At 45.9% G+C, this 13,413-nt stretch carries 10 protein-coding genes and 1 pseudogene; 2 read left to right on the forward strand and 9 right to left on the reverse strand.

Annotated features, from left to right (window positions below; all coding sequences use genetic code 11):
- Window positions 1–8 precede the first annotated feature (8 nt).
- Window positions 9–827 (reverse strand): annotated as a pseudogene (locus tag MHH52_RS23920) (helix-turn-helix domain-containing protein).
- Window positions 828–890: 63 nt separating this feature from the next.
- Here MHH52_RS23920 and MHH52_RS23925 point away from each other — a divergent pair.
- On the forward strand, window positions 891–1,043 hold the full coding sequence (locus tag MHH52_RS23925; protein WP_340004791.1) for a hypothetical protein: 153 nt from the start codon (window positions 891–893) through the stop codon (window positions 1,041–1,043).
- A 43-nt stretch (window positions 1,044–1,086) separates the two neighbouring features.
- Here the strand turns inward: MHH52_RS23925 and MHH52_RS23930 are convergent, their stop codons facing one another.
- Genes MHH52_RS23930 through MHH52_RS23940 form a run of 3 tightly spaced genes read right to left on the reverse strand, consistent with a single transcriptional unit; the run spans window position 1,087 to window position 4,716 of the window.
- Window positions 1,087–2,430 carry a glycoside-pentoside-hexuronide (GPH):cation symporter gene (locus MHH52_RS23930; protein ID WP_313637146.1) on the reverse strand — a complete coding sequence of 448 codons (1,344 nt, stop codon included), beginning with the start codon at window positions 2,428–2,430 and terminating at the stop codon, window positions 1,087–1,089.
- A gap of 7 nt (window positions 2,431–2,437) precedes the next feature.
- The gene (locus MHH52_RS23935) at window positions 2,438–4,537 is read right to left on the reverse strand and encodes a hypothetical protein (protein ID WP_340004792.1); all 2,100 of its coding nucleotides are present in this window, start codon (window positions 4,535–4,537) and stop codon (window positions 2,438–2,440) included.
- 20 nt (window positions 4,538–4,557) lie between these two features.
- Window positions 4,558–4,716, reverse strand: coding sequence for a hypothetical protein (locus MHH52_RS23940; protein WP_340004793.1), 159 nt, complete (start codon window positions 4,714–4,716; stop codon window positions 4,558–4,560).
- A 69-nt stretch (window positions 4,717–4,785) separates the two neighbouring features.
- Between MHH52_RS23940 and MHH52_RS23945 the strand changes: the two genes are divergently transcribed.
- Complete coding sequence (locus MHH52_RS23945; protein ID WP_340004795.1) at window positions 4,786–5,397, forward strand: TetR/AcrR family transcriptional regulator; 612 nt, start codon at window positions 4,786–4,788, stop codon at window positions 5,395–5,397.
- Window positions 5,398–5,454: 57 nt separating this feature from the next.
- Here the strand turns inward: MHH52_RS23945 and MHH52_RS23950 are convergent, their stop codons facing one another.
- The 5 genes from MHH52_RS23950 to MHH52_RS23970 form a co-directional block, all read right to left on the reverse strand.
- Complete coding sequence (locus tag MHH52_RS23950) at window positions 5,455–7,035, reverse strand: DUF5597 domain-containing protein (RefSeq protein WP_340004796.1); 1,581 nt, start codon at window positions 7,033–7,035, stop codon at window positions 5,455–5,457.
- Between the two features lie 72 nt (window positions 7,036–7,107).
- A complete protein-coding gene (locus MHH52_RS23955) occupies window positions 7,108–8,448 on the reverse strand; it encodes an MFS transporter (protein ID WP_340004797.1) in 1,341 nt (446 codons plus the stop codon).
- A 1,063-nt stretch (window positions 8,449–9,511) separates the two neighbouring features.
- Window positions 9,512–10,495 carry a GDP-mannose pyrophosphatase NudK gene (nudK, locus tag MHH52_RS23960; RefSeq protein WP_340004798.1) on the reverse strand — a complete coding sequence of 328 codons (984 nt, stop codon included), beginning with the start codon at window positions 10,493–10,495 and terminating at the stop codon, window positions 9,512–9,514.
- A 2-nt stretch (window positions 10,496–10,497) separates the two neighbouring features.
- Entirely contained in the window at window positions 10,498–11,673 is a 1,176-nt protein-coding gene (locus tag MHH52_RS23965) for a methyltransferase domain-containing protein (RefSeq protein WP_340004800.1), read from the reverse strand.
- Window positions 11,674–11,954: 281 nt separating this feature from the next.
- Window positions 11,955–13,328, reverse strand: coding sequence for a phosphotransferase (locus MHH52_RS23970; protein ID WP_340004802.1), 1,374 nt, complete (start codon window positions 13,326–13,328; stop codon window positions 11,955–11,957).
- Window positions 13,329–13,413 lie beyond the last annotated feature (85 nt).

Consider the following 13,413-nt stretch of genomic DNA (forward strand, 5'->3'; position numbering starts at 1 on the left):
TTTTTAAATTAAAATCCCTTTCCATTGTCCTCTTCGATCAGCATTTGGATTTGACAACTGTAGGATTCAGTATCAAACAAATCGTTATATAATTCTATCTCAATATATTTTTTTACGTTCAGACTGTTTTTTTCTATATAGTTCAGTACTTTTTTTACGCGTTCCACTTCGTTTTCCTTACAATAAGCCAAAGTTACATACCTTCCTTCCGGAAGGATTTACACATATGAATCGGCTTCTGTGCTTTCGTCCCCTTCAAAACCATGAAGCACATATCGGGGTTCGAGTTCCCCCTCTGCATTCAGGATGTACAGAATGCCTCTCTCCATGGTCATTTTTCTTTGCTGACTCCGTATGATCTTCTCCAACTCTGAATAATACAACAGCTCCTTAAGGCTCCCCGCTTCTCTGCATGGCGCTGTCAACACATAACGCTTCTCAAAAAATTGAATAACGATCTGATCCTGATTCAAGATTTCTTTTGAGGACTCGACACTCTTATTTAAATTATCAATATTTTGAATAACCTCTTTTACTTGTTTCAGATTTTCTTCCGCTTCCTGTCTCTTCAGTTGTAGAAATCCGATTAATTTGTCAGTGTTGCTTTCTTTAAAAATCTCCTGAAGTTCTTTAATACTGGTGCCAAAAGAACGACAGCCTTTAATGACGTTTTAATAAATAAATTGATCTAAGGAATAATACCGATAACCTGTCGTGGGATCGATATACCTTGGAACCAGGATGCCCATTTTGTGATAATATCTCAGGGCTTTTATAGATACCTCTTTTATTTTGGTAACTTCACCGATCGAAAACAGGTTTTTCATTTATGTCCCTCCTTCGTTACATTGTCCATTCCCATTCTTGACTCTCTCCTAAGGAGAGAGATTATGAAAGACGATTATGACCGCATCAATGAATTAATTGATGAAGCATTCGGTATCCATGACCTTGTTCAAGACAAAGAATTTTTAGATACTATATTGAACCTATATTTGCAAAGCTGTATTCTGGACAGACGAAGGAAGGTAAAAACAATATAACCTTATATTCAAATATAGTTACACTTGATACAAGGAATCGTAATCATGCCCGATTCTCCAAATCCTTAAGAATGCGATTGTAGAATCCGTCGTTAAGCTTGTAGAACAACGTAAATACGATTACTGCTATCGTTATCACGATCATCGGAATGCACGTCATCAGGAACAGGATGCCGTCCAGCGTATGTTGGGATTGCACGACATTGGGCGCGAATCCAATGAAAGCCAACGTCAACCCGACGATCAATTCTTTCGTGGCGTCGCTGAAGCTGCTGACCAAAGAAGAAATGGATATGATCGTGGAGTTGTTGCGCTCGCCCGTTTTCCACTCGCCATAATCGATAATATCCGCATAGAAGATCGGCATGAGGGCGGTAGTGATGCCTAGCGCCAAATAAAGCATAATTCCGCCGACATACACGATGGGGAAGAAGGTGCCCATGATTCCCTTGGCCGCGAATAATATCACATAGCCCACGATCAAAGTTAACCCTGCGACCTGGAACGCTGCTTTCTTCGATAGCTTTTTCATGAGTTTCGGGAATAAGGTCATCATCAACACTTGCGACAAACCTACGGTAATTCCGAATGTGGCGAACATGCCTTCGTTACCCATATTGTATTTAAAAAAATAGAGTGCGGTGCCCATCGTGATAAATACCCCGACGTTCAAGAAGAAGTTCACGATGAGCAGGATAAGTAGCTGATCGTTGCGCGACACGGTCTTAATGATGTCTCTTAGCTTCAACTGCTCAGTCGATTCAGCTGTGACCCGTTCCTTGTATTTGTTAATGAAGAATAGATTGCTGACGAAAAATAAGGCGGCGAATAGAAGTCCCAACCGTAAATAGCCTTGCGCTTGGGTGGCGGCAATGACCGCGATCAGCGGCAATACGGCGCCAACGGTCGTGAAATCCCCCAGCACTCCGCCGATCGCCGGAATGACGGAAAGTTTGCGCCTCTCTTCTACATTGCGCGTTAATGTCGGGAACACCGAACCCAGAGCCGTGCCGAATACGGTACTGAACAAGCCCCACATCACGTACACGATCGATACGTAAACTAACAGCCGCGCCCCGGTAAATCCGGTATTCGTGAACATTAAAACGGCGGTCGGCGGCATCAGGAGCGTGCCGACCAGTAGCCAGGGCTTTATTTTGCCCCAGCGGCTGTTCGTGCGGTCGATGACGACGCCCATCACCGGAGCTACGCACATATTGAGTATTTTGACGGCGAAAAACAGCGAGCCGATGAAAGCTACGGGAACAAGAGTGACATCGCTGAAGAAAATCATAATGTACGAAGATACGAACCCGCCGAGCAGCCCGTTGCCGAAAGCATTCACCCCGTACAACCACTTGAAGCCTAAACTTGTCTTTTCCTCCATACGTACCTCACTCCGTTTCCTTAAGTTCGATAAATACGACGTTGAACGATTCGCCCTCATCCGCTATACGATCAAAGATTAACTGGCCCTTCTCGTAAACCTTGAGTCTTCTGCCGTACTCGCTTCTGTTGACTTCCAAGTCGAATGTCGTTTGGAATGCCTTCACATTCCGCAAAGCAGCCTCATTCCATGTGCTGGGAAGATGCGGATTGCAAGTCATCGTCTTAAACCCGGTCGGCCTAATTTCAAACATACCTTCGGTGAAAATACGGGCATAGAGGCCGCTCTCTGCTGACAGATGGCGCTGATTGCCTTCCGGATAGGCTTCGACCGAGTAAGGTACGTGCTCACCCAGCAACCGCTGCTTCGTCATATGCGTAAGATGCTTCAATGCGAGATCCGGCTCGCCCGCGGTAAACACCCCTCGGAGCGCATACAGCGTCGAACGGTCCCAGAACGTCTCCTTGCCCGCTTGCGAGCTGAGGCCATTGCTTCCCCATAGTCTAGGCGAGAACAACGCCTGTAGCGTGCCAGCTTTACGCTCGTAAATCCCCATCGTAAGCGGTACGCAAATCCAAGCTCTTAGTACCTCGTTGCCTTTATAGTAGCGATAGGTTTCATAACCTTCCACTCGCTCGCCGAAATACGCTTCGATAGCTAACTTTAGCAGTACCGCCTCTTCCGAAAGCTTTCTCACGACATCTTGGTTTTCCCCAAGCTCCTTCGCCAGCAGGGAAGCGTTGTGGAGTGCGTCATAGAGCAAGCAGGAAGTGAACAAGTTGGCCTCTCCCGATTCAAACCGGTTCTCGAGCTCATCCGAATCGCTGCGGATGACGCCTTCCGTGGTCTTCTGCCGCAGGGAGAACTCGATCGCCCATGCTATTCCCGGCCACAGCTTTTTCGCCGCCGTCCGGTTTCCGTATGCGAGGCAGAACCTGGCGGCACCGTATGCGAACATCGCGGCGTCTCCACGATCGCCCGCTCCATTCCAGTAATCATCCCCTTCCGCGATAATGCTCGACACAAGCGGCTTCTTATACTCGGAGTCCATACGGTCCATATAGAGCGAATAGCAATTGATGCTCTGCTCAATGCCCGCGTCATAGCCCAGAAAGGGGAAGAACGGATTCATGTATTCGCATTGATCGTTCGTCCATAAAGCCGCATAATAGCTTCCGCCTCCGGGTCCGTGCATAAGCCCGTTTTTCGTCCGAAAAATGCTTTCGCTGCCGCGCACCTTGGCGAAATTAAATGCGGTGTTTAGAACCGGATCCGGCGTCTCCAGCTTCAATGAGCCAAGCCACTCGTCCACAAGCGCGAGTCTTGCGCGCTCCTCTTCGGCGGAATGGACTGTAATCCCTTGCTGTTCTTTCGTTGCGGCAAACACTACATAATAGGTCTTCTTATCCCCGGGCTCCAGGTTCAGACAGCCTCCGTTCTCTTCGCCCGTTACGAAGCGGCCTGAATCTTCTGCCAAACCCGCACTCACCTCGTAAGCGCCTTCTACCCCCCGCTTCGGATCGGTCAAATGAAGGTAGCCTGGGGAGGCAACTTCGATGAGCATAGCGTTTCCCGTCTTATTGATGAGCGTCACTTTCTCGATCAAGGCAGGACTATGTACCGTTGGCATCAGCGTTCGCACGATTTCTAGCCCCTGACTTGTGTCGGAGGCTATCTCCAGAAGCCCTTTGATTCTGATCCGGCGCGGATATTCCGAGCTTACTTTGACACCGTTGACCTTGATTCCCGCGGAGACGGACAAGTCGAAGTTATGGGACAAGCTGCCTCTTGTCTCGTTCGGGATCTTGCGCAGGGTCGGAAAGACGACATGGCGGCTCAGTCTTAATTCGCCTTTCTTGTTGACGCCATAAGAGATAATAGCCGAAACGAGAAATCCGCTCATTTCCAGGTGGTCGTAATGCGGAATCCGCTTATCCTGCGCTACCTCCCATACGATGCTTTCGTCTTCTCCCACCGTATGCCTTAATCCGGCCCCCGCCTCCGCTTTGCCTCCCGTATCGCACCAGAACGGAAATACCGGCGGCTGGTTTTTATACTCGAATTTCCAATAGATATAACGTTTGATCGTTGTCAGTATCTTCCTCAATTCCGAAACCTCCCCGTGGATTATGCACTAACGCTTTTTTCCTTAAGCTCATCCAATACACGCAAATATTTGCTCTCCGATAAGTCGGATCGGCGAAGCGGCAGAAGCGCCAACAGTACGCTGCATCGTCGAATAAGTCTAGTGCTTGCAATGCTTGGAATAATAAAGGTATACTCCATTTATCGCGCGCCATCTGGTTGATAGGCAAGCACGGATAGATAATACTATGAATAAGCGGGGGTAATGGAGTGGACAAACCAACAACAAGACAACGCATACTAATAGAAGCGGAAAAACAATTTATTACGCTCGGGATTGCAAATGTACAAATGACAGATATTGCAGCAGCTATTAATATCAATAGAAGAACTCTCTATCGTTATTTCCCCACGAAGGATGAATTAGCCTTTGAAATTGAGGTCATGGTGATGAAGCAACTTCAGGACTATCTCACATTGGATTTAGGAGACATGACCGGCAAAACCGGTTTCGAAAAAGTAACAGCGTATTTTTTTCGGATTGATCTTGAAAACGTCAAAGAACAGATCAAGTTCACTGCCGAGTTCGACCGATATTTTCAGGGGGATTATCCTAATCCAGAGTTGGAGCAATCGTTTATAGAAGCTTTAAATCCAAGTCAGGACCAGCTATTTCTTTATATTCGCGATGGCGTGACAGATGGCTCCATTCGTAATGATATGACGGCCGAAGAGTTGTATCACTTTATTAGCCACAGTTTTATCTCCCTCTTCCAACGGCTAATTCTGAGAGAGAACCACTTGAAGTATGAATATTGCGATAATATTGATTTTCACAAATCATTTCGGAAGATTATACTAACCGGAATACAGCGCACATAAAAATCGGAGTTTGTCAACTTCGATTTCATGTGCGCTGGCATGGCTGTTATTCAATAGCTATGGAGTTAGAATGACTCTTACAACTCCGCAATACGGTGTGGCCCAGAAACTTCCGAACACGGCTTCATCTCCATTTCGAGTTCGCGTCGGTACAAATTCACCTGATTCGGTCAAATATCCTTCCTCTACAGTAAGATAGTCCACAGGGGTTGATACTAGCGACATTTTCATAGCATCCAACCATCCAGGCCCTGACCCAGGAACCATAAAGAGATGGAAGTTGCCTGCTAAGTAAAATTCTTGTGGTCCGGCTTCAATAATAAGCCCGTGTCTAGGTCGTCCTGCAGTCAACTGAGGATTACGGGTATGTCTATGATCCTTGTGATCGCTCAATGGGCCCATATCGATAAAAGGTACTGCTCCGATGTAGTCTTCGAATTCAAAACTCTGATTCATTTGATAATCCTCTTCTACGACGGCATGAATTTTGCCTGTACCTTGATACTTCTGAATCAACGGCAATAAACTCATTACACTACGGAAGCTTTCGACGAATAATACGGCATCTTCCATCAGATTGCCTTCCCCATCTAGGACGTTGTCTACGCCAAAACAGAAATAACCGATCGCGTCGTAATCAGCCAACGCTCGAAGCATATTTCGCGCGTTAAGCCCGTCTGTGCCGGATTCCGGAACAAATAAAGGATTGTCAAACCGACGATAGTCTTCGCATACAACTCTGTAGTCACTATAATTAACATTGTAAATATCCGGTGCGATCAGATCCAGATTAGGCGCTGTAAATTTCCAAATATCTAACGTGTTTCTAGTAGGCCCGCCAGCGGGATAGAAGCCCGGAATCGGCCAACCTGGAAACGAGATCCATGCATTAGTATACAATGGGATATTATATACTGCACGACCTGCTGCAGCGATATGATCAATATATTTGGCAATAGACCAAGCTGTGCAGAACTCGCCACCCGAGGCGCCAAAGATGTCTTTCCAGCTCCCTTGTTCTTTGAAACCGTTCTTCTTCCAAGCGTCCCAGGTATGGCCCTTCCCTAGCCCCTTCACATGTTCGAGGAGCTGAGGAGCGACAGGCCCAATATATGCGGCTTCCGCCTCAGGCCCATAATCTCTATCGCAGCCAAGAATACCCGGTTCATTCTCCACTTGCACCGCAATAATCGTCTGCGTGTCACCATCTACTTCTTTTAGATGCTTCATCAATGCGCAGAACGCTCTCGTATCCGCCTGCAGCGCTTCCTCACTAAAGGCTGAAAGGATATTCATAGGGGCGCCATCACTGCGAAGCACTCTAGAAAATCGCTTCTTGTCTGTCTTTACCCAGCCCGGGCAATAACGCATCTCGCCATTTTTCCAAGTTGCAAACCACAACACGATAAGGTGTAAATCATGCTTTCGGCACTCTTCCAGAAGCATATCAACCGAAGAAAAATCAAATTGCCCTTCCTGCGGCTCAACGTTATCCCAATAAACCGGAGCTTCCAGCGTATTGCCTTCTAATGTCTTGATGCCCGCAATAGCAGATGCCAATTCTTCCGCATTATACGCGCTGGAGTTTTTCGACTGACCTCCCATTGGCATAAATGGTTTTCCCTTTACTTTAAACATATCAACATCTCCTATTCTTCTATATAAATTGGAGTAATTCCGAATTAAACTTATGTCGATATCATCTTGGGCTTACAAATCACTTGTAGCATTAACCTTAGATGTAATTTTCTTTTCGTTGTATTTAAGAAGTGCCAATAAGGAAAAAAGAGCAACTACGGCTGCAATAATAACAGATATTCTGATCCCGGAATCATTCTCAATCGATTTCCCGATCGCCAATATAGTGGGTAGTAGAATGACAGATAATGCAGTGCCAAATTTCGTAAGAAATGAGCGTACGCCAAAGTACAACGCTTCCTTGTTTTCCCCACTTTGACTAGCGTCATATACAGCACAATCCGCAATGATCGCATTCGGTAATATACCTGATATCGCCGCAGGAACCGCAGACAGAACAATAATGGGAATAAGCTGCAGAAAACCGCTAAATGGAAGTTTCCCCATAAACGATATATAGATGAAAGAAATAATAAGAAACAGAAACGAAACAATCATCAATTTCTTCTTGCCGTACTTTTTACTAAGTCTGTTGACTAGTGGATAGAGCATAAAAGAAAGTACGCCGACCGCAGTTACAATTAATCCGACATGATTCTCCTTCTCCCTTGCGAGTACCGTAATATAGTAGACAAGTGAAGATTGGAAGAACCCGTTCGTAAACCAATAACCCAGCTCGCTTATTAAGAAATATCGAAAATCCCGATTTTTAAAAACAGCTTTAACCGACGTTTTGATGTCCAGGCTTGTCGCATTAGTCGAACCGTATTTCGTCTCATCAATCGTATATGCAGGTATGAGCATGAGGATGAAGGCCAGGATTGCAAGCGCTCCGAACGTCCACTGAATCGACGCTGTCTTTGAAATGTCAAAGACAGCCATAGTTGTCTCCCAAATACTTGGTGCAAAGGTTGCTAGTATAAGCCCTAGAAACCAGGTTACCGAAATATATGTTGACAGATCTATGCGCTCTTCCGTAGAACGGCCCAATTCGCCAAGGAGTGCGGTATACGGTATCACATAACAAGTAAACGCTACATAGTAGATCGGTATTATGAGGAGAAGCCAGAAAGAGTTAATCGTATGGACTTGGCTTTGAAAAGGCACGATAAATATGCATACGAGCAAAAGTGCGCAAGGCAGTGCGCTTCGTCTCATAAACGGTGTCCTTCTTCCAAGGCGGTGCCTGCTTCTATCACTTAAATTTGCAATCCATAGATCGGTCACTGCATTGATTATCGTAGCTAATCCCATAATGACGCCAATAATTGTAACACCCATAAAGACACTGCCCTGTGGAATCGCCACTTGAATACCCGATCCTTCAGGCGGTAAATAAAAATAGATGAGCCATGTCCCGATGATTCCGGCCAGAATCGACCAACCTAACTGCCCAAGTGAGTATAAAATCATTATCTTCCTGGGTAACTTCTTCACCAATGACCTCCTTCGTCATATTGCCCGCCAACGATATGCCACACGTGTGGCATACGTGTATTATAAAGCGCATTCAATTATGAGTCAAGATCATTCCACTCCTTCTGGAAATATATTTTATATCTATCCTTAATATCCCTTGAACTAAAACCTTTTAGCATTGTCGAACATCTAACATTAAAGACTTCATCATCAACAAAGGAGATTAAAGATGAAAAGGATTTTTGCTGTTACCACATCAGAGAAGCTATAGAGTATGCCTTTGACAATAACGTCGATTCTAATTGCAGCCGCAGCAGTTATTATAATAGATGAGGCAGTTCCTTCCGAGGACAGACAAACTATTGCGTGGAGAGGTCTTCAAAATGCTATTTGATGGATATATAGCGCTTTACGGAGAACGAGATGTGGTTGATCATGATGTCCAATTCTGAAATGGATGAGGTATACAGCATCTGCTTTCTCGACTATGATGGTAGCATTTGTAGAACGATAATGACATACAGGCATATACAAACTAAGCCTGCTCAGAATTGATCAAGTTTGCTTCACAAACCATCCCCCACAACAAGAAAACAGCTTGATCCCATCAAAAAATTTCGCCCTATTTGTGGTACGGTTCTCCGTATCATCTATACAGCGAAATCGAAAGGCACCCGACAATCGGGTGCCTTTCGTAGGTAAATTTGATTTGATAGAAAAGAATATTACTGCTTTCTGGGAAAGCTTCTTGATGATTTCCGCCGTATTATTCTTCCATATTTCATTTGCTAAGTGCAGGGTCAAGAAGGGCCAGACATCGAAATTTACGGCAGTTGCGGCATCGGAAATTACTATTGCGAAGTCTGGATTCCAGTTGTCAAGAAATAGTCGCTCGGTACCCCTATACCCTAACCAAGATCAGGCTTTGGCTGTGAAGGTCACTCAGAACTCAAAGTTAGAGGATGAGGAGTTAGCCGAATTCGAAGCATTCCGGAAAGCCGTTACCTCTGAAGTAAATCAATACTTAGTGCTCTCATACAAGAGTTTTCGATTTAAGTTATGAATATAGCTTAGGGATATCCTCGAACCTCTCAAAGATCAGCTTCCCCTTCTCCTTCGCGACTTTTACCATTTCATCCGCACCCGTCGACGGACCTCCTACCCTCAACACTGCATCACAGTGGTTGATTAGCCGTGTCGATGACGGGTGAAAAATGCGGTTGAACGTCTCGTCACCAATTTCGGTTGATCCTGCGGTAGCGATCAGCGGCAGCGCGTACCACTCCCCAAGAACCGGCATATGGCCAGCTTCGTAGATGTTTAAGGCGATCTCGTTCATGAACCGGACGTTCTGTTCGATTTTCTCTGAATCATCGCCGGTTCCAGACCGATACGGCCCTGCGACAAGAATATGCAGCGATATTCGCTCCGGCTCACTTTCTGCCTTACGTTCAAGCAGCCCGTGCAGCTCAGCGTACTGAAGCAGCAGGATCGTCTTCCCATCCCGAATCTCGCCGGTCCGTATCATCTCTAGGGCTTGGTGGAATGGCAATTCGAGTACCTCGATGTTTTCCTGTTCCTCGTCCAGACCGCCTCCCCTTCCCGACGTCATGGTTGCGTCGTACTCTGCGACATAAAAATGCACGATCTCCGTAACAGACCCCGGTGACATATAAGCCTCTCCGACTTTTTGTACCTTCGCGAGCTTGTAGCCTGTCTCTTCCTCCGTTTCGCGAATAATGGTTGCTTCCGGCGCCTCCCGATCCATCAATCCGGCGCATGTTTCGATCAGCATGCCCGTAGGATTTTGATTTTTATAGCTTGGCATCCGAAATTGGCAGGTCAGTACAACGGTTTGATTTTCCCGATTATAGAGGAGAATGGTCGCACCGTTGCCGCGATCGTACACTTCACGAGCCTGCTTCTCCCATACCCCGTTATCTTTCCGGTACTCGAAGGTGACCTTCTTCAGCACATACCAATTGTCCGACAGAATCTCCTCTGTAACACTTCGGATTCTGGGGTTGTTCGTCTCCATCATGCTTACTTCCTCCCTTTATACATACAGTTTTCTTTCGTAACCAGCAGTGCGCCTTCACGCTTTAGGATTTCCTCAACATAGGCTCGAAAGCGATCCAATACATGACCCTGCAGTCGTAACCGCGCATTCATGGGAGTAGAAATCATATAGTCAATCAGAGGTTCTACTTCGGTGATTCTTAGGCTATCCTCATAAATAAACGGTTCAACCTCACGGAAAAAGGGCGAGAGCAGCCCGGCCGCATTGTCCAGATGAAAATTCTCAATGACGCGGTCCAGTACCTCCATTCCCGGGTCATAAGATGTCCCCAGTTGCTCCACCTCCTGCAGGTGCCGCAAGCTCATCGTCGTGGCGTAGAAGTGGCCGTCTTGTTTTATGACACGGTGTATTTCCTGGATAGCCCGCTGAATATTCTGCACATGGTAGAGCATATTGTTGGCGATTACTTTATCGAATTGTCCGTCATGGAAAGGAATTTCTTGCGCGTCCACCAACAAGAACTTAAATTGGGGCAAGCCTTTGAGGCGGCTCCGCGCCTCCTCCAGCATTCCTTCAGACACATCCGTTAACGTGATGCGCCAACTCTTCGGAATACGATCAGCATTGCATAGCCACAAGGAACCGTCTCCGCAGCCTAGCTCAAGCAAATGAACATCCGGCTCCTGCCCAAGCTGATCGAATACCCATTTGTGCCATCCGTGTGGATTGGTACAGAATCGGTCATAGAGGTGTATTCTGGATTGTAACCGAGATGCATTCCGATACTGTTCCCCCCACTTCTGCTCCGTCTGTACGGCCTGAATAATGTCCGCCAGATGGTTCCATCCCCCGTCGGCGTCCTCCAACACCCCTCGGATCACCTTCACGACATTCTCGGTATGGAGCATCTTCTGCCGTACCACATCCAACTGAGCAAGAAGCGAGTTCCGAATCTTCCAACCTAAACCGGCCTCCGCAGCCAGAAGATCCCCGATCTCATCCAGTGACAACCCCACATACTTCAGCGTCTGAATTTGCTGCAGCCGTCTTAGGTCATCCACTCCGTACCTTCGAACAGCTCCTGTATTCTCTTTGTCTGGAGTCAATAGTCCTATCTGGTCGTAATATCTCAAGGTTCGAAGCGTTAATCCCGTCCACTTAGACAACTGTCCAGTCGTGAAATATGTAGTTTCCTTCATGTTTACTCCCCCCTCCCGTTTACAACTAGTAACCTTAAACCTAGTATATCTGGTTACGTGACGTTACCTGCAAGAGATTTATATGAAACAAGAAAGACCCATCTCCTAGGAGAGTGGGCTCCGAATTAAAGTCATCCTTTATGGTTAGATACTTCGCCCTATTTATGGTACGGTTCAGCTTAACGGGTCTATCGGCGAATTTAGTTTTGACCATAACTGCTCGTTGGGATTCTGATCTGGGTTATAGGGTGGGAGGTAAAGGGAAAGCCGTAACAAAAAGGCTAAATATTTCGTTCCTCATACTCAAAAGGCTCTTCACAAGAGTAGATTTCATGGAAAAACCCCTTTAACGGGATATCGTCTTCCAGACATTTTATGAGATACGACAGTTCCTCATCACACTTCGGTTTCTCACCGCTGTTCTGCATCACCTCGAATGAGTCAACGATATTTTCCATGGCACTCGCCTGAATAAATAAAGGCAAGTTCTCCAACATCGAATCTTCGATCTTGGTCTCGGATCTGTATCCCGCGAGGACAGTTTCGAAATAATCATCCATAAACTTTTTACGTTTACCGGTGTCTGGTTCAAATTGTATCCAGCCCACTCCCTGCGTCCAGAGACCTGCCAAGTCAAACATATACCAACAGTAACAAGAATTATCGAAATCATATACGGTTATTTGTCCGGTATCAAAATCTATCGAATAATTCCCATCGTTATAATCAAAATGGATCATACCGAAAGTCTCCTGGTTCCTGTCCAATCCTTTTAAGGTATGAAGCAGCTCTATCAGCTTCTCCTTAAGAAGAGATAAGGAATTAGGTATCAGTTTATCGATATATTCGGCATTGTATTTGTCAAAAAAACTATACCGGCGATGGACAGGAGTATACCCTTTCGATATCTGGTGCAGTTTCCCCAGGGCTTTACCGCAATTATAATAATACTCGGTAATTGGAACTCCTTCCCGGTATCGATAATGATTTTCTACAAGCATTTTCCCTTTGGCCTTTACAAACAGGCAGATAAAAAAGGTATGATTGTTATGAGTGATTTCTTCCAGCAGATTCCCCTTCCTGGAGCTGACTACATCTGAGACACTTCCTCCATGCTCGAATAAATACCTGATATACTCAACTTCTCCTAAAAAATCTTCACGGTTCCTGTCAGGCAGGAAAGCGATTCTGAGTATTTTGGCATCGGCGCCCTCTTTCTCACAGGTATATACGACATTCCGCCCTCCGTCATGTGCCGGAATCAGCTGAATCTCATAGCCTTCTAAGCCGAATAACTCCGATACGACTGCAAGTAAATAGGTATCGCCGATTGAAACAACCTCGTTATAATTCATACAATCCCCTTTCCGAACAGACAAATTTTTTGTTACTAAACAATAAGAACGTACCACTAATAGCGGCACGTTCAATGGACTTTGCGTAAGCCCATATTCACGTTTAAACGCGCGTATGTAGGTTTGCTCATGTTCATAACCGCATTCGATTGCAATATCTAGAACCCGCTTCTCGGTTTGCATCAAAGTCTCCAAGCTGGTGGCCAGCTTTCGAGAGCGTATATAGCTTTGTAGCGGCACGCCGAAGGCGAACTTGAAGAGTCGACGCAAATGGACAACGGAGATCGGGAGATCGGCCAATTCTCGTCAATCTGACTGACCTCAAGAGGTCAGTTTTTTGTTGTTACATCCACAGTCCTCAAAACAACATTTCCGCCCTCATCGT

This window comes from Paenibacillus sp. FSL K6-0276, assembly GCF_037977235.1.
Taxonomy (GTDB): Bacteria; Bacillota; Bacilli; order Paenibacillales; family Paenibacillaceae; genus Paenibacillus_AQ.

Coding starts and splice junctions, on each gene's coding strand:
- MHH52_RS23925 (WP_340004791.1), top strand. CDS start 891: ATGAAAGACGATTATGACCGCATCAATGAATTAATTGATGAAGCATTC.
- MHH52_RS23930 (WP_313637146.1), bottom strand. CDS start 2,430: ATGGAGGAAAAGACAAGTTTAGGCTTCAAGTGGTTGTACGGGGTGAAT.
- MHH52_RS23940 (WP_340004793.1), bottom strand. CDS start 4,716: ATGGAGTATACCTTTATTATTCCAAGCATTGCAAGCACTAGACTTATT.
- MHH52_RS23950 (WP_340004796.1), bottom strand. CDS start 7,035: ATGTTTAAAGTAAAGGGAAAACCATTTATGCCAATGGGAGGTCAGTCG.
- MHH52_RS23955 (WP_340004797.1), bottom strand. CDS start 8,448: ATGATTTTATACTCACTTGGGCAGTTAGGTTGGTCGATTCTGGCCGGA.
- nudK (WP_340004798.1), bottom strand. CDS start 10,495: ATGATGGAGACGAACAACCCCAGAATCCGAAGTGTTACAGAGGAGATT.
- MHH52_RS23965 (WP_340004800.1), bottom strand. CDS start 11,673: ATGAAGGAAACTACATATTTCACGACTGGACAGTTGTCTAAGTGGACG.